Origin of the sequence: Desulfoprunum benzoelyticum (assembly GCF_014201505.1) — a bacterium.
Classification (GTDB): domain Bacteria; phylum Desulfobacterota; class Desulfobulbia; order Desulfobulbales; family Desulfocapsaceae; genus Desulfoprunum; species Desulfoprunum benzoelyticum.
Map to the genome: position 1 here is coordinate 292,051 of NZ_JACHEO010000001.1, position 16,283 is coordinate 308,333.

Consider the following 16,283-nt stretch of genomic DNA (forward strand, 5'->3'; position numbering starts at 1 on the left):
GCCGGCATCAACCCGGCGAAGATCCAGCGGGAACACGGTATGTCCGACCTCCCGCCCACGATATCATCAACCACAAGGATACTATGAGCACCGATGACAAGAAGATCATCTATTCGATGATCAGGGTGAGCAAATACTACGATACCAAACCGGTTCTGAAGGACATTTCCCTGTCGTACTTCTATGGCGCCAAGATCGGGGTGCTCGGCCTCAACGGCTCGGGCAAGAGCACGCTGCTGCGGATTCTGGCCGGAATCGACAAGGAGTTCAACGGTGAGACCATCCTGGCACCCGGCCTGACGATCGAATATCTTGACCAGGAACCACGGCTCGATCCCGAGAAGACCGTACGCCAGATCGTCGAGGAGGGGGTTCAGGAGACGGTCGATCTGCTCGCCGAATTCAACCGGATCAACGAGAGCTTTGCCGAACCGATGAGCGACGATGCGATGCAGAATCTGATCGATCGCCAGGCGGCGGTGCAGGACAAACTCGATCACCTGTCGGCCTGGGACCTCGACAGCCGACTGGAGATGGCGATGGATGCGCTGCGCTGCCCGCCGTCGGACACCAGATGCGGGATCCTCTCCGGTGGCGAGCAGCGCCGGGTCGCCCTCTGCCGGATCCTCCTCAAGCAGCCGGATATCCTGTTGCTCGACGAACCCACCAACCACCTCGACGCCGAATCCGTCGCCTGGCTCGAGCACCACCTGCAGGGCTATGCCGGGACGGTCATCGCCGTCACCCACGACCGCTACTTCCTCGACAACGTCGCCGGCTGGATCCTCGAACTCGACCGCGGCCTCGGCATCCCGTGGAAGGGCAACTATTCTTCGTGGCTGGAGCAGAAGGAAAAACGGCTGGCGACGGAGGAGAAAAAAGAGAGCGAGCGGCGCAAGACCCTGCAGCGCGAGCTCGAATGGATCAGGATGTCGCCCAAGGGGCGGCGCAGCAAATCGAAGGCCCGGATCAGCTCCTACGAGCAGCTGATGGCGCAGGAAACCGAGAATCTGGCCCGTGACCTCGAGATCTTCATCCCCCCCGGGCCCCGTCTCGGCAAGGTCGTCATCGAAGCCGACCAGGTCCGCAAATGCTTCGGCGATCGGATCCTGATCGACGACATGAGTTTCTCGCTTCCCCCCGGCGGCATCGTCGGCGTCATCGGCCCCAACGGCGCCGGTAAGACGACGCTGTTTAAGATGATCACCGGCCAGGAGCAGCCGGACAGCGGCACGATCCGCGTCGGCGAGACGGTCAAGCTCTGCTATGTCGACCAGAGCCGTGACGCCCTTGATCCGGAACAGACGATCTGGCAGGCGATTGCCGACAACCAGGAGACAATCTGGCTCGGCACCAGGGAAATCAACAGCCGGGCCTACGTCGGCAAGTTCAATTTTTCCGGTCAGGATCAGCAGAAAAAGGTCGGCCTGCTCTCCGGCGGCCAGCGCAACCGGGTTCACCTGGCGAAGATGCTGAAAGAAGGCGGCAACGTCCTGCTGCTCGACGAGCCGACCAACGATCTCGATGTCAACACCCTTCGGGCGCTGGAAGAGGCGCTGGAGAATTTCGGCGGCTGTGCCGTCGTCATCAGCCATGATCGCTGGTTCCTCGACCGGATCGCCACCCATATCCTCGCCTTCGAGGGTGATTCCCAGGTCGTGTGGTTCGAGGGCAATTATTCCGATTACGAAAAAGACCGCAAGGCCAGACTGGGAACGGACGCCGACCAGCCACACCGCATCCGCTACCGGCAGATGACCCGGGCCTGAAGGAACTCAGCCGGCGGCAGGATCGATATCGACGGCGCCGGAACGGATCTGGTGCAACACCCCGGCCCGTTCGCCGATGATGGTCGAGCATCGGCCGCCCGGGGTCGTGCCGCCATCGATGATCAAATCTATCGCCCCGCCGAGATGGGCCCGGACCTCGGCGGCGGTGCGAGCCGGCTGCTGTTCGGAGAGATTGGCGCTGGTCGCGGTGATCGCCCGGCCGAAGGCCTTGCCCAGCGCCTGGGCGATCGGATGGGGCGAGATCCTGACCCCGATGGTCCCGGTCCCCCCGGTCAGCAGGAGCGGCAGACCGGCACGGGCCGGAAAGATCAGGGTGAGGGGACCCGGCCAGTAGCGGGCGATGAGCGGCGCATAGACATCGGGTACGGCGGTAACGAGCGAATACAGCAGCGCCTGGGCATGGATCAGCAGCAGCACCGGTTTGTCGGCCGGTCGGTGCTTGACCGCAAACAACCGCTGCAGGGCCCGTTCGTTGTAGGGATCGACGGCCAGGCCGTAGCAGGTCTCGGTGGGAAAGGCGACGACGCCCCCCCCCTCAAGAACGGTGACGGCCCGGTCGATCACCGCGGCATCGATCAGGTTGTTGCCCTCAGCGAAGGATGCGGCTGGCCTTTTCTTCAACCTCTTGCACCATCTCCTGGCGGAAGGCGACCAGTCCGGCGGCCAGACCGCGATCGTTCAGGGCCAGAATCCGCACCGCCAGAACGGCGGCATTCTTCGATCCGGCCTTGCCGATGGCCATGGTCGCGACCGGGATCCCCGGCGGCATCTGGACGGTCGACAGCAGCGCATCCATCCCCTGCAGCGGCGAGGCATCGAGCGGCACGCCGATGACCGGCAGATCGGTATGGGCGGCGATCACCCCGGCCAGATGCGCCGCCATGCCAGCGCCGGCAATGATGATCCGCAACCCCCGCTCCTGAGCCGTTTTCGCCCACTGGGCCGCCCGCTCCGGGGTCCGGTGGGCCGAGGCGACGGTCATCTCCCAGGGGACCCCCATCGTATCGAGAAAATCGGCGGCGGCCTTCATGACCGGCAGATCCGAGTCGCTGCCCATGACGATCCCGACCATCGCCCGGCGGTCCGGAGCGGCCAAACGTTTGAGGGCCTTTCCGCCGATGTCCCGGCGGAAATAGCACCCGGGGAATTGAATTCTATCCACCCCGTGGTAGGCCCGCTCGATCGCCTCGGCCAAATCGGCGCCGATGGCGGTCACTCCCAGGACCCGACCGCCGCTGGTAACGACCCTGCCGCCAACGCGTCTGGTGCCGGCATGAAAGACCTCGACCCCCTCAATCTGCGACGCCTTCTTCAGTCCCTTGATGACCTTGCCGGTGGCGTAGGCGCCGGGGTAACCGGCCGAGGCCATCACCACGCAGACGGTCGGCCTCGGGTCGACCCGGATCTCGATCTGGTCGAGGGTGCCGTCGATACAGGCCTCGAAGACCTCGACGATGTCGGATTCAATCCGCATCAGCAGCGGCTGGGCCTCGGGATCGCCGAAGCGGCAGTTGAACTCGAGGACATTGATCTTATCGCCGTCGATCATCAGCCCGGCATAGAGAATCCCCTTGTACGGCCGACCTTCCGCCGCCATTCCCTCGACCGTCGGTTGCAATATGTTGTCGATGACAAAATCCGTCATTGCCGGAGTGACGACCGGGGCGGGAGAATAGGCCCCCATCCCCCCGGTGTTCGGCCCCTTGTCGCCATCGAAAATCGCCTTGTGGTCCTGAGATGTCGGAAGCGCCCTGATCGTCTTGCCATCGGTAAAGGCGAGAAACGAGGCCTCCTCGCCGACCAGACAGTCCTCGATGATGATGGTATCGCCGGCAACGCCAAAGGCATTGTCCTTCATGATGAGGTCAACCGCATCCATGGCCTCCTCAATCGTTGCGGCGACAATGACCCCCTTGCCCGCCGCCAGGCCATCGGCCTTGACGACCAGCGGCAGACTGCAGCTTTGAAGGTATTTTTTCGCCTCTTTTATTTTCCTGAAGGCCTTGAACGAGGCCGTCGGAATCCCGTATTTGGTCAGGAATTCCTTGGTGAACACCTTGCTTCCCTCGAGGATGGCCGCTCTTTGCGAGGGGCCGAAGATCCGCAGCTTCCTGGCTTCGAAGGCATCGACGATTCCCTCCACCAGAGACGATTCAGGCCCCACGACCGTCAGATCAATCTTCTCGGCCAGAGCGAAGGCCAGCAGACCATCGATATCGGTAGCCGAGATATCGACACATTCGGCGATTCCCTGCATGCCTGCATTTCCCGGGGCGCAAAAAATCTTTTCGACTTTTGCACTTCGGCCAATTTTCCAGACCAGTGCATGCTCCCGTCCTCCCGAACCGACAACGAGTATTTTCATTCTTCTTCTCCGGTAAATAAACGATTCGAAGTACTTCTCATTTTCTTCAAGGGAAAAAGGATACGGTAATTGATCACGTTATCCTGTTGACAATGTCAAAAAAGAACATACACTGTAACTGAATGAATGACCATTCATCGTATTATTTCACCCTTTCCCTTTTAAATTATTAGGTTTTTTTACCAACAAGATGAAAGATTTGAACAAACGTTCCAAGATTATTGCGGCGGCGACGAAGGTCTTTGCCAAAAAAGGATTTTTCACCGCAAGAATATCCGATATAGCCAAAGAAGCCAAGGTCGCTGATGGTACCATCTATCTTTACTTCAACAATAAATACGACATCCTGATCTCTGTTTTCGAGGAAGAGATAGGGAAAATCATCGAGCAGATCAAGAAGATACTGGCGACGGAGACAGATCCGAAGAGAATGCTGGAAATGTATGTCACCCGTCATCTCCAGACGATGAAAAAGAACCGCAACCTGGCCGAGGTCATTCAGATAGAGCTTCGGCAGACCAACAAATTGATCAAGGAATACCGCAACACCAAGTTCATTGAATATACGGACATGATGGCCGATATTGTTCGTCTCGGCCAGAGTCAGGGGGTATTTCGTGACGATATCGAACCGGATATCGCCAAACGTTTCTTTTTCGGAGCCCTCGACGAAGTGTCACGCATCTGGACCACCTCTGCCGAAGGCCGGTATTCGGTGGAGGAGATCGCCGGCCAGCTGCTGCAGATCATCCTCACCGGCATTTCGGCGCCAAACGGCAGGTTGGCCGATCCTGACGGCTGTTCTGCAACCTAGCCGGCCTGAAACAGAGGTCTTGCGGTCCGGAGATACACTTCATCCAGGCCTGGACCAGGGACCTGTCGTATTGCGCAGAAATACGGATCGTGACCGCGTCCCGCTTCCGGTTGAAGGTCAGGAAAATGTTGATGGCTGGATGTCGATGATCTCGAACTCTCGCGTCCCCCCCGGGGTCTTGGCCAGCACCTCTTCGCCAACCGCCTTGCCGAGCATGCTCCGGCCGAGGGGAGAAAGGACGGAGATCGAGCCTTTTTTGACATCGGCCTCCTCCGGACCAAGCAGTTGATAGGACACATGATCGTCGGTATCGAGATCGAGCAGCTTGACCACGGTGCCGAACACCGCTGACTTCGTCGAAACTTTCAGGCAATCGATAACTTCCGCACGCGCCAGTTTGTCCTTGAGTTCGAGAATCCGCCCTTCGATATGCCCCTGCCGCTCTTTGGCGGCGTGGTATTCGGCATTTTCCTTCAGGTCTCCATGCTCCCGGGCGGTCTCGATCGCCTTCACGACTTCGACTCTGTCCACCCGTTCCAGACGCGCCAATTCTTCTCTCAACTTCTGGTTGCCGGTCTTCGACATGGGAATACGTACGACCATCCTGTCCTCCGTAAAATAAAAAAAATTCCTGTCAGGATTTCTCGAAAACAGAATCCTGACAGGAAATGATGTTGAAAATTACCAGCGATACATCAGTGAAACGAGGGCACCCTTCTGTTCGTATTCATCTGAGGTCGCAAACGACAGATTACCTTTTAATAGAAAATGCGGACTCATTTCAAGTAAAATCTCGAATCCGATCTTATGGGTGAAGTTTTCTCCCGACTCGAAACCCATCGAATAATCGAGTGAGTAGTAGCTCGGCGTCCCCCGGGTGAGACTGAACTCCTTCAGCAGGTGCTGGAAGCTGATGGTGCCGAGATGCTCCCAATACTCGTCCGGACTCCAGTACAGCGGGGTTTCCGCAAACCCTTCGTCCGATACCGTGGGAAAAACGACAGAGCTTGCTTCACTGTTGTCAATAATCCGGTAATCATATTGAAACTTGAACGTCGTCGCCTCAGCGTAGATCGCATAGCCGGACCACAGGTGAAACTGGTTCTGTGAGTTGTCGTCACTGTAACGGCGACGGCGGTAGTCGGCACCGAGGGCGATTCCCTTCGGCGTTTCGACGATCAGTCCAGTTTCATAATCCTGGAGATATATCCCCTGTTGCAGAGCGGCCAGAGTGTCGTAAACCGCATTCTGATCGAAGAGGAGGTAGCCTTTGACATATTGATCAAACCGGCTGTTCAGCCGGGCTCCAGCGATGGCGGTCGTATCGAAGTCGTCAAGATCTTCTGCCCCGGCCCGCAGTTGCAGATCAAAATTGCCCGGGAGTTCCCGGGAATACAGCCCTTCCACCCGGTGGCCGCGAATCGTGTCGATATCCTTACTGTCCGTATAGCTGTTTCGCCGATATTCCAGAGAGATCTCCGAATCGAAATCCGGCATCATCCACAGCGTCCCTCCCTGGCTGGTCCGCAGGGTGTCGATATACCCGTTCCGTCCTTCTTTTTCGACGGTCTCCGCATCGGCGGAGAGTCGAGGTTTCCTCAGCACCTCGTTGCGCCTGATCGCCTCCTTCAGTTCCGGATACGCCGGACCATACCTCCGGATGACCTGGTACAGTTCCGCCTCCTTGCCATACTCGCCAAGCCGCCCATATATCCGCGCCAGATCGTACAGACCTTCTGCCGATACATCCTGCTCGAGAAGTTGTTTGTACTGACGTTCGGCTGCCAGGATATCCTTTCTCTTTTCGGCCTTTCGCGCCTGATATTCATTCTGGATTAACCGCTGCCAACGATATTTTTCATACATCCGGGCAGTTATGCTATCGACCGGTTGCCCGAAATGATGACTGACATACTCCGGCGCCATGTAATGGGCGAGTGGGTCGGTTTTCTGGGGCGAATCAAGGGAAAGCATCTGCCAGATGCTCTTCTTCAACGGCGGGTGGAATACCGCGATTTTTTCAGCCGCCATCGCCGATCGGAAATCCTGTTCCACCGGATCATCGAGAAGATGCTCATACACCTTTATAGCCTCATCCCATTGCCTGTCCGTCCACAATGCCCTCGCCAGCAGCAACCGCCGCCAGTAATCGGGAATCGGTCTCTTTCCGGGCGTACCATTCTCTTCCTTCTCCTGCGGCGCGACGTCCTCTTCAGATTCCTTCACGACCTTGTCGAGGTTGCCGAGCTTTAATTGCAGTTCGAGGATCCGGTTTCGGACCAGCTGCTGCTCCCCGACCTCGCCAACCAGAGCCTGATACCACTGCAGGGATTCGGCGAAATCTCCGTTCATCAGCAGCAATTCGGCCTTGAGGGCCCGGGCCCGCACCGAATGGGGAAGCATTTGCAGGATGAGATCGAGATGATGCAGGCCGGCCTCGAACTCCCCGTATTCTCTTTCGACCTCGACGGCCTCGAACAGTCGCACCGGAGACAACCTGCCGGCCTGTTTCAGCATCTGGTCGATTTCCCTGAAGGCCGTTGCTGATTTGCCTTTACGCTTGGTAATCTGGAACCAGAGTACCGCCGTTTCGATGGAGTCTTTCCGGTGCTCCCGCAACAGTCCGAGAATCTTAAGGCATGTATCATATTCGCCGAGTTGATACAGCGCCCGACACTCCTCGATCTCCATTTCCAGTTGAAAATCGGCAACTTCCTGATTGCCGGAGTTTCCCTGCAGCCGCACCCGCAGATTGTGGAGATCGGCGACGGCCTGTTCAAACCGGCCTTCCGCCAGCAAAATTGCGATATGCAATCGATACAGATTGCGTCCATGCCGATCTGCACAGGCCCGCCAGTCATTATTTTTCTGCCGTTTTTTGAGGACGGCGAACCACTCCCTGGCCGCTTTCGTATCCTTGACCTTGAGGGCCAGGTAGCCGAGTTGCAGAACAATCGTGTCCAAGGCCTCGTTTCTGACCAGCAGTTCCCTCAACACCTGCTCCGCCAGAAAATCCTGACGGGAGGCCAGCAAGGCCTCGGCCTTGTGCAGCAGGATTTTCCTTTCCAGCTCAGTTTTCTCTCCATGCAGCCGCAGCAACAGGTCGTAGAGGTCCCATGCCTCGTCAAAGAGCAGATTCTCTCGCAAGCCATGAAGGTAGCGCAGCGACAGGTCGAGGTCCATGGCGTCCGCACGATCTCCGCCACTCTGCAGGTACAGTTTTTTCAGGTCGTCGACCAGACCGAGCCGGCCCGCCAGCTGAACCGCCCTGGATCGTACCACCGCATCCCCGGGGGTCTTGTGAAGGATTGCCGAATAATGGTGCAGCGCCTCGATATCCCTGCCGAGTTTTTCCTCTGTTCTGGCTCTGAGAAGAAGATACTGGTAGCCGGCGGTCGGACCGCCTGTCATTTTCCGCTGGTAATCCAGAGACGCCTGATAATCCCCCAACCTGAAGTAGATTCTGGCGATCCTGAACATATTCTCCTGATCGAGGGGATGATTCTGATGGATAACCAGAAGGATCTTCAGAAGATCTTTCCATTTTTTCTTGTGCTCGAGTTTCTCGGCTATCTTGAGGTAAATCGCCTCACGGTTGGGGGTTATCTTGACGAGATCATCCCACAGCATCCGGACGCCATCGTTCTCGACTATGGATATGAAATCTTCGGCGAGCAGCGCTCTGATCTTCTGAATTTCAAAGCCCGTGGCGATATCCTCCGGATGTTTTTCAACATATTGTTCGAGGTACTGGAGCGCCTTGTCGGGTCTGGCCTGATCGTGAAGCAGAATCCTGCCTGCAACCAGCAGAAGCTCGTCGTCTTCCACGCCCTGCTCAATCATGTACAGGATGTGGGGAAGAGCTGACCCGGATTTACCGATCAGCATGTAATAATCAGCAATTTTCTTATGAAAAGGGATGTAGCCGGGCGACCTTTCAAGATATTTTTCCCAGATCGCCAGGGCATCCTTGTCGGCCCCCGACTTTTCAAACGCCGATGATGCCCGCATCAGGGTCGATTCATCGGTGGTGAACTGATTGACCAGGGCTGCATAGTAATCCTTGGCCTTCGGCAAATCCCCCAGGTCCTGGGCGGTTCCGGCCAATTTCTGCAGTAATTCCTTGTCGTTCGGCGTTCTCTGATACAGCCGTTCCATCAACGGGAACGCTGCGTTTTTTTTTCCCTGCCCCTCGAGTCCGTTTATCAGACCCTTGAGCGCACCGACTGACGAGGGTCCGGACGGATCATCATCATACACCCGGCCATAGTACTCGACCGCCCGCTTATACTCCTTGTTCTCGACGGCGATTCTTCCGGCCAGGAGCAGGTAGTCATGGCGGCTGTCATCGGTTTCCAGCAGATTTTCGATGAGCTCCGCGGCCGATAGCCAATCGTTCAGCTCGACCAGAACGTTGCAGTATTCCCAGCGGATCTCCATGACCTGAGGCTTCAGTTTGATCAGGTCGGCGTACGTTCTGGCGGCGAGAATGTAATCCCGGCGCTGGACGAATTCCCGCGCCTCATCCCACAGGGTCTTCCAGGCAGGGAGCGAAGGGGTGTCAAGGATGATGATGCTGTCGCGCGACGGAGCCGTCGCGGCACAGAGCGATGCGGTCGGAAAAGGAATCGTGCCGCAGAGCACCGCGCTCCATAAAAGGGCTCGCGCCGCCTGCCGGCACCATCTGCACAGGAACATGATCGAGCTATAATCAGCTGAGGTGGTAGGCAATGATGCCGTACGAGAGAAGGCGGCGGTATTGAGTTCGCACGCCTTCTCTCATTCAGGTGTTCATGCTACCTGTTCATATAGAATTGCGCAATGGTTGAGACGACGTATTCCTGCATCTCCACCGTCAATTCCGGATAAATGGGGAGGGCGAGAGTTTCGTCGGCAGCCTTTTCGGCGATGGGCAGGGAGATGTCGTCATAGCCAGTGCCCAGGCACTTCTGCCGGTGCAGGGCGACAGGGTAGTAGATCTCGCAGCCGATGTCCCTGGCAAGCAGCCAGTCCCGCAGATCATCACGACGATGAGCGCGAATGACATACTGGTTGTAGATGTGGTAGTTGTCGGCGCCGCTGTCACTGCCGCCGTCCCTGTAGACCGCGGTCGGGGTGACGACCGCTCCCTGCCCCACCAGCCCCGCCGCCTGGAACAGCGTGTTGTATACCCTGGCGTTGTCGCTCCGTTTTTTATGCCAGCCGTCGAGGTAGGGTAATTTTACCCGCAGGGCCGCCGCCTGGATCGGATCGAGGCGGAAATTCCCCCCGACCATGGAGTGGTAATATTTCGGGTAGGCCCCGTGATTCCGCAGCAGATTGACCTTGTCGGCAAACTCCTTGTTGTGGCTGACAACCATGCCGCCATCGCCGATACCGCCCAGATTTTTGCTGGGAAAAAAGGAAAAACAACCGCTTATTCCCATCGATCCGGCCCGCAGAATCCGGGTTCCCTGCGCCGTTGCCAGCGGATATTCCGCCCCGATCGCCTGGGCGGCATCCTCGATCACCGGCAGGCCGTAGCGCTCGGCGAGAGCCAGGATAGCCGCCATGTCGGCGCACTGGCCGTAGAGATGAACGGGGATGATCGCCTTGATCCGCCGCTCCTTGTCGGCGTCAAGGATCTCCTCCATCCGCCGCGGATCGATGTTGTAGCTGACCGGATCGATATCGGCGAAAACCGGCCGGGCGCCCAGCCGAAGCACGACTCCCATCGTCGCAAAGAACGAGTACGGCGTCGTCAGCACGAGGTCGCCGTGGCCGATGTCGAGGGCCATCAGAGAGACCAGCAGGGCGTCGGTGCCGGACGATACCCCGATGCCGTACGGGACGCCCGAGTATTCGGCCACCTCTTTTTCAAGGGCCTCGACCTCCGGTCCCTGGATATAGCGGGTTGAATCAAGGACCTTGAGAACCGCGGCCTGCAGCTCGTCCTTGAGATATGCCAGTTGCGCCTGCAGATCAAGCAAAGGTACGTTCATGATTTCCTGTATAGAGGGAATGAATTGAGACGGGACCGAGCGGCTGCGTGGTCGATCAGTCCCTGGAGTTGGAATGGACGGCGATTTTTTCGCCGTCGAAGAAGTCGACGATATCGGGCATCTCTTCCTCGAGATACTTCCGCATCTTCTTGAGCAGATTGACCTCGATCTGGCGGACCCTCTCCCGGGAGATGACGAACATGTCGGCGATATTCTGCAGCGTCATCGGTTCATCGGTCAGGAGTCTCTTCTCCAGAATCATCTTTTCCTTGTCATTGAGCTTGTCCTTCAGCTGTTCGAGCAATTCGTGCAGCCGCAGCCGCATCTCCTTGCCGGCGACCATCGACTCGATTCCCGGCCCGTTGCTGGGGATAAAGCTTTTCTGTTCGTCCTCTGAATCGGAGCGAACCGGACTCTCCAGCGACACATCCCAGTTGTCCATGCGCTGGCTCATCTCGATGACTTCCCGCTCCTTGACGTTGAGACGATCCGCAAGCAGCTTGGTTTCAGCGGCAAAACCCTGTGATTCGAGGAGCTTCCGTTCTTTATTGAGACTGAAGAAGAGCTTCCTCTGCGCCTGAGTCGTACCGATCTTCACCAGCCGCCAGTTGTCCATGATGAATTTGAGGACATAGGCGCGGATCCAGTAGGCGGCATAGTAGGAAAACTTGACGCCCCGGTACGGATCAAATTTCTTCGTGGCCTGGACGAGGCCGACATTTCCCTCCTGGATCAGGTCCATGAAATTCTGCATCCAGTATTTCTGGAAGTCCATCGCCACCTTGACCACCAGGCGCAGATTGGCTGACACCAGGCGGTAGGCAGCGTCCTGGTCGCCCGTTTCCCGGAAGCGGGTGGCCAGTTCGTCGGTTTCCTCTCTCGACAGGAGCTCGTACTGGCTGATCTCCTGGAGATATCTGTGCAGGGCTGGATTGCTGAGAACCGGCAGATTTTCATCTTCCGGTACGGCGATCAGGGGTTGATCCGGTATTTCCTCTTCGAAATACTCCTCCCCGAGATCGGTGTCCACATCGGTATCGTCCTTATTCATGCACTTCAGTCTCCCGGCTGAACGTTCGTTTCGATTCGAAAGATTAAAGATTTTACAGCACTTCAATGAAAGTGCAATCGCAAAGTGGTCCCACCAAAGTGGCATTTGCCCGTCATTGCACGACTATTCTATAATATCACAGTCTTCACCGGGTGGAAAATTGTATTTAATTTATCTTTGCTTTATGCTACATATCAGGGTTCTCCTACATCTCGCCGGCTCGAACCGGTTCCCTCTCGCCCGAATCTCAACATTCTCTCCTGAAAATGAAACATATACGTAATTTCAGCATCATAGCTCATATTGATCATGGGAAATCGACCCTTGCCGACCGGATGATCCAGAAATGCAAGCTCATCTCCGATCGCGAATTCAAGGATCAGCTTCTCGACAATATGGACATCGAGCGCGAGCGCGGCATCACCATCAAGAGCCAGACGATCTGCCTGCCGTACCAGGCCAGGGATGGCCAGACCTATGATCTTAATCTCGTCGACACCCCCGGCCACGTCGATTTCAGCTATGAAGTCTCGCGGGCCCTGACCTCCTGCGAGGGGGCCCTGCTGCTGATCGATGCCGCCCAGGGCGTTGAGGCCCAGACCCTGGCCAATCTCTACCTGGCGATGGAAAACGATCTCGAGATCATCCCGGTGATCAACAAGATCGATCTGCCCTCCGCCGAACCGGAAAAGGTCGCCCTGCAGATCGAGGAGGATCTCGGCCTTGACGGCAGCCTGATCCAGTACTGTTCGGCGAAAACCGGCAAGGGTGTCGAGGACATCCTCGAGGCCATCGTCAAGCATCTGCCGCCGCCCGAGGGCGACCCGGACAAGGAACTCCAGGCCCTGATCTTTGACGCCCATTACGATGCCTTCCGCGGCACGATCATCTCGGTGCGCATCATCAACGGCACGATCAAGGCCGGCGATGTCATCCGATTCATGTCGAACGGCACCGAATACCGGGTCGAGGAAGTCGGTCTTTTCAAGTTCCGCCGCGAGGCGGAGAAAAAGCTGTCCGCCGGCCAGATCGGCTATATCCTCGCCGGCGTCAAAACCGTCAGGGACACCAGGCCGGGCGACACCATCACCCTCAGGGACAGACCCTGTGCCAAGGCCCTGCCCGGCTTCAAGGAGGTCCAGCAGGTCGTCTTCTCCTCCCTCTACCCGATCAGCACCGACGATTACGAGGACCTCGCCGCCGCCCTCGAAAAACTGCAGCTCAACGACGCCGCCCTCAGCTTCCAGAAAGACTCGTCGGCCGCCCTCGGCTTCGGTTTCCGCTGCGGCTTTCTCGGCCTGCTCCACCTCGAAGTCGTACAGGAACGGCTGGAACGGGAGTTCGACGTCTCGCTGATCCTCACCGTCCCTTCCGTCAAATATAATTTTTATCTCTCCGACGGAACGAAAATTGAGGTCGACAACCCGGCCCATTTCCCCGACCCGGCCAAGATCCAGCGGGTCGAGGAGCCGTTTATCCGCGCCACCATCCTTATCCCCGAACGCTACATGGGGGCGGTAATGACCTTGTGCATGGAGCGCCGCGGCGAGAATACCAGCTACCATTACCCGATGCCGGGCCGGATCGAGTTCACCTGCGAACTGCCGCTGGCCGAGGTCATCTATGACTTCTACGACCGGCTCAAATCGATCACCCAGGGCTACGGCTCCTTCGACTACGAAATGCTCGACTACCGTCTCAGTGACCTGGTCAAACTCGACATCCTCGTCAACGGCGAGATCGTCGACGCCCTTTCGCAACTGGTGCATCGCAACAATTCCCGGGCCCGTGGCCTGCACGCCTGTGAGATGCTGAAAGAAGAAATTCCCCGCCAGATGTTCAAGATCGCGATCCAGGCGGCAATCGGCGGCAACATCATCGCCCGCACCAATGTCTCGGCGCTGCGCAAGGACGTCACCGCCAAATGCTACGGCGGCGATATCAGCCGTAAGCGGAAGCTGCTGGAAAAACAGAAGGAAGGGAAAAAACGGATGAAAACGGTCGGCAACGTCGATATCCCCCAGACCGCCTTCCTCGCGGTGCTGCGGTCCGAGCAGAAATAAGCCGACGCCTCGCCTCTGTCGATGAAGACCACGCGGACAGGAAACGACGACAAGATCGTCAGGTTGACCGATATTCCCAACATCGGCCCGGCGATGGCCCGCGATCTCAACCTCCTTGGGATAAAGCAGCCGGAACAGCTGCGCGGTCGCGATCCCTACCTGCTGTACGGGGATCTCTGCCGCATCACCGGCAAACACCAGGACCCCTGCGTCCTCGACGTGTTCATCGCCGCCGTCCGGTTTCTGGCCGGTGAACCGGCCAGGCCGTGGTATCATTACACCGCCGAGCGTAAGGCGACGCTGCGGCGGAAAAAAGCGGCGGACGGTTCCCGCTGATCGTCACCGCTGCGCCGGCGGCCAGCCCCACTGCCCCTTCCTCCCCAGCCCCCCTTCTCTGCCTCAAGACCGTAGTCCGCCGTCCTCCCGACCGCTCCTTCCCTGCAGCACCAGACCGATGACGATGAAGAGCAGGCCGATATAGGTCGCCGGCAGGATCTGTTCACCAACCAGGAAATGGATGAAGATCAGGGACAGGAACGGGCAGATGAAGATGAGGTTGGCGATCCGCGCGGTATCGGTCGACAGTTTCATCGCCTTGAGCCAGAAAACATAGGCGATCCCCATCTCGAACACGCCGATATAGGCGGCACCGAGCAGACCGGCGCTCTCCACCGGCCGCAATCCGTGCACCAGCACCACATAGCCGCCGGTCAGCGGCAGCGAACAGCAGAAATTCAGGAACAGCCCGACCACCGGTTCCCGGCGGTCCCGGGTCGAAAACACCCAGTACAGCGACCAGATGACGGTGGAAAACAGCGCCAGCCCGACCCCGGTCGGGCTGGCGAAATGCAGGGACCAGATCTTGCCCTGGGTCGAGATGATCAGGACGCCGAGGTAGCTGACGGCGATCGCCACGATCTGCCGGCCAGTGATCTTCTGCCGCAGCAACGGGATCGACAGCAGGGTCAGGGTGATCGCCCAGGTATGGTTGATGGGCTGGGCCTGCTGGGCCGGCAGCAGTTCATAGGCCTTGAACAGAACGAGATAGTAGAGAAAGGGGTTGAGGGCCCCGAACCCGAGCGAGGCCAGCCAGTCCTGCCGTTGCAGCCGCCGCAGTTCGCCCCCCTTCCCCTGCCACAGGATCACCGCCAGCAGGACGATGCAGGAAACGATGGAGGCATAGAACAGCAGCTCAGCCGGCTGCAGGTAGCGCAGCGACAGCTTGAAGGCGCTGGCGACAGTCGACCACAGGCCGACGGTCAGCAGGGCGAAGACGTAGGCGAGGCGCTGGTTCTTCGGCGCCGTCACCGTCGCCTGCCCTCCACCCGATCGGGAACGATCAGCAGCACCAGCGCCGAGAGGATCAGCACCAGCCCGAGCGACGAAACCACATTGATCCGCTCGCCGACGACGACGATGCCGAGAATCGCCGCCGTCAGGGGTTCGGCCAGCGACAGCGTCACCGCCGTCGAGGCGGCGACGGTCTTCAGACCACTGGCGAAGAACCAGTACGACAGGGCGGTGGCGACGAGCCCGAGGTGGAGCATCAGCAGCCAGCCGTTGACCTGCCCCAGCCAGGTCAGATCAGCCGTCACCAGCAGCGGCGACAGGAAGATCGCCCCGAGGCAGAAGATCACCGCCGTGACATCCTCGGGCGACCGGCCCGGCAGCAGCAGCTTGATCGCCAGAGCATAGGCGGCATAGGAGAAACCGGCGGCGAGGGCCAGGACAACCCCGCCGATGTCTATCCGGATGTCCCCGGACTGCAGCACCAGCAGCAGGCAGCCGAAAACGGCGACAGCGGTGGAGAAATACCAGCGCCGGCCTGGTCGACGCTGCCGGACGAGATATTCGAGGATGCCGGCGAACACCGGGGCCGAGCCGATGCCGACGATCGTCCCCACCGCCACTCCGGTCTTCAGCACCGCCGAAAAGAAGGTGACCTGATACAGGGCGACGAAGGCCCCGGCGGCTACCGTCAGCAGCGGCGGCCAGGAGCGGAGCCGCAACCCGCCGCGGAGCCAGGCCGAGAGGGCGAGGGCTGAACCGCCGAGCGCCAGCCGGAGGGCGCCGATGGCCTGGGGTGAGCTGCCCGCCGGGGCCAGGGCCTGCACCGTTCCCGTCGTCCCCCAGAGGATCGCTGCGGCCAGGACCAGCCAGACCCCCTTGTTCCCCAATATTTCCGTGCTGCCGCCTGATTCAGACATGATGTCGCATCG

The 16,283-nt window shown here is 58.6% G+C and carries 12 protein-coding genes; 4 read left to right on the forward strand and 8 right to left on the reverse strand.

Annotated elements, in window-relative coordinates; genetic code table 11:
• The first annotated feature begins 83 nt into the window (after window positions 1–83).
• Window positions 84–1,769, forward strand: coding sequence for an energy-dependent translational throttle protein EttA (ettA, locus tag HNQ81_RS01300; protein WP_183347499.1), 1,686 nt, complete (start codon window positions 84–86; stop codon window positions 1,767–1,769).
• Window positions 1,770–1,775: 6 nt separating this feature from the next.
• On the opposite strand, the gene HNQ81_RS01305 is transcribed toward ettA, so the two are convergent.
• Complete coding sequence (locus HNQ81_RS01305; RefSeq protein ID WP_205240132.1) at window positions 1,776–2,411, reverse strand: L-threonylcarbamoyladenylate synthase; 636 nt, start codon at window positions 2,409–2,411, stop codon at window positions 1,776–1,778.
• Window positions 2,380–4,155, reverse strand: coding sequence for a phosphoribosylamine--glycine ligase (gene purD / locus HNQ81_RS01310; RefSeq protein ID WP_183347501.1), 1,776 nt, complete (start codon window positions 4,153–4,155; stop codon window positions 2,380–2,382). Before purD ends, HNQ81_RS01305 begins: the two co-directional genes overlap by 32 nt.
• A gap of 190 nt (window positions 4,156–4,345) precedes the next feature.
• Here purD and HNQ81_RS01315 point away from each other — a divergent pair, with 190 nt between their 5' ends.
• A complete protein-coding gene (locus tag HNQ81_RS01315; protein WP_183347503.1) occupies window positions 4,346–4,969 on the forward strand; it encodes a TetR/AcrR family transcriptional regulator in 624 nt (207 codons plus the stop codon).
• A 117-nt stretch (window positions 4,970–5,086) separates the two neighbouring features.
• Here the strand turns inward: HNQ81_RS01315 and greA are convergent, their stop codons facing one another.
• The 4 genes from greA to HNQ81_RS01335 form a co-directional block, all read right to left on the reverse strand.
• Window positions 5,087–5,572, reverse strand: a complete 486-nt coding sequence (greA, locus tag HNQ81_RS01320; protein ID WP_183347505.1) for a transcription elongation factor GreA — start codon at window positions 5,570–5,572, stop codon at window positions 5,087–5,089.
• 78 nt (window positions 5,573–5,650) lie between these two features.
• A complete protein-coding gene (locus HNQ81_RS01325) occupies window positions 5,651–9,667 on the reverse strand; it encodes a tetratricopeptide repeat protein (RefSeq protein WP_183347507.1) in 4,017 nt (1,338 codons plus the stop codon).
• 98 nt (window positions 9,668–9,765) lie between these two features.
• On the reverse strand, window positions 9,766–10,950 hold the full coding sequence (locus HNQ81_RS01330; RefSeq protein ID WP_183347509.1) for a DegT/DnrJ/EryC1/StrS family aminotransferase: 1,185 nt from the start codon (window positions 10,948–10,950) through the stop codon (window positions 9,766–9,768).
• 55 nt (window positions 10,951–11,005) lie between these two features.
• Window positions 11,006–12,001 (reverse strand): sigma-70 family RNA polymerase sigma factor, encoded by a 996-nt coding sequence (locus HNQ81_RS01335; RefSeq protein ID WP_183347512.1) that lies wholly within the window; start codon window positions 11,999–12,001, stop codon window positions 11,006–11,008.
• A 266-nt stretch (window positions 12,002–12,267) separates the two neighbouring features.
• On the opposite strand from HNQ81_RS01335, the gene lepA reads away from it, so the two are divergent.
• Together lepA and HNQ81_RS01345 are read left to right on the forward strand one after the other, a co-directional pair.
• On the forward strand, window positions 12,268–14,064 hold the full coding sequence (lepA, locus tag HNQ81_RS01340) for a translation elongation factor 4 (RefSeq protein ID WP_183347513.1): 1,797 nt from the start codon (window positions 12,268–12,270) through the stop codon (window positions 14,062–14,064).
• Between the two features lie 21 nt (window positions 14,065–14,085).
• Window positions 14,086–14,400, forward strand: a complete 315-nt coding sequence (locus tag HNQ81_RS01345; protein WP_183347516.1) for a helix-hairpin-helix domain-containing protein — start codon at window positions 14,086–14,088, stop codon at window positions 14,398–14,400.
• 63 nt (window positions 14,401–14,463) lie between these two features.
• On the opposite strand, the gene HNQ81_RS17900 is transcribed toward HNQ81_RS01345, so the two are convergent.
• Both HNQ81_RS17900 and HNQ81_RS01355 read right to left on the reverse strand, forming a co-directional pair.
• A complete protein-coding gene (locus HNQ81_RS17900; RefSeq protein WP_183347518.1) occupies window positions 14,464–15,372 on the reverse strand; it encodes an EamA family transporter in 909 nt (302 codons plus the stop codon).
• The gene (locus HNQ81_RS01355) at window positions 15,369–16,271 is read right to left on the reverse strand and encodes a DMT family transporter (protein ID WP_183347520.1); all 903 of its coding nucleotides are present in this window, start codon (window positions 16,269–16,271) and stop codon (window positions 15,369–15,371) included. Before HNQ81_RS01355 ends, HNQ81_RS17900 begins: the two co-directional genes overlap by 4 nt.
• Window positions 16,272–16,283: the final 12 nt, after the last annotated feature.

Bases quoted from the DNA above. Each gene is read 5' to 3' on its own strand.
- ettA (WP_183347499.1), top strand. From the start codon at position 84: ATGAGCACCGATGACAAGAAGATCATCTATTCGATGATCAGGGTGAGC.
- purD (WP_183347501.1), bottom strand. From the start codon at position 4,155: ATGAAAATACTCGTTGTCGGTTCGGGAGGACGGGAGCATGCACTGGTC.
- HNQ81_RS01315 (WP_183347503.1), top strand. From the start codon at position 4,346: ATGAAAGATTTGAACAAACGTTCCAAGATTATTGCGGCGGCGACGAAG.
- greA (WP_183347505.1), bottom strand. From the start codon at position 5,572: ATGGTCGTACGTATTCCCATGTCGAAGACCGGCAACCAGAAGTTGAGA.
- HNQ81_RS01325 (WP_183347507.1), bottom strand. From the start codon at position 9,667: ATGTTCCTGTGCAGATGGTGCCGGCAGGCGGCGCGAGCCCTTTTATGG.
- HNQ81_RS01330 (WP_183347509.1), bottom strand. From the start codon at position 10,950: ATGAACGTACCTTTGCTTGATCTGCAGGCGCAACTGGCATATCTCAAG.
- HNQ81_RS01335 (WP_183347512.1), bottom strand. From the start codon at position 12,001: ATGAATAAGGACGATACCGATGTGGACACCGATCTCGGGGAGGAGTAT.
- lepA (WP_183347513.1), top strand. From the start codon at position 12,268: ATGAAACATATACGTAATTTCAGCATCATAGCTCATATTGATCATGGG.
- HNQ81_RS01345 (WP_183347516.1), top strand. From the start codon at position 14,086: ATGAAGACCACGCGGACAGGAAACGACGACAAGATCGTCAGGTTGACC.
- HNQ81_RS01355 (WP_183347520.1), bottom strand. From the start codon at position 16,271: ATGTCTGAATCAGGCGGCAGCACGGAAATATTGGGGAACAAGGGGGTC.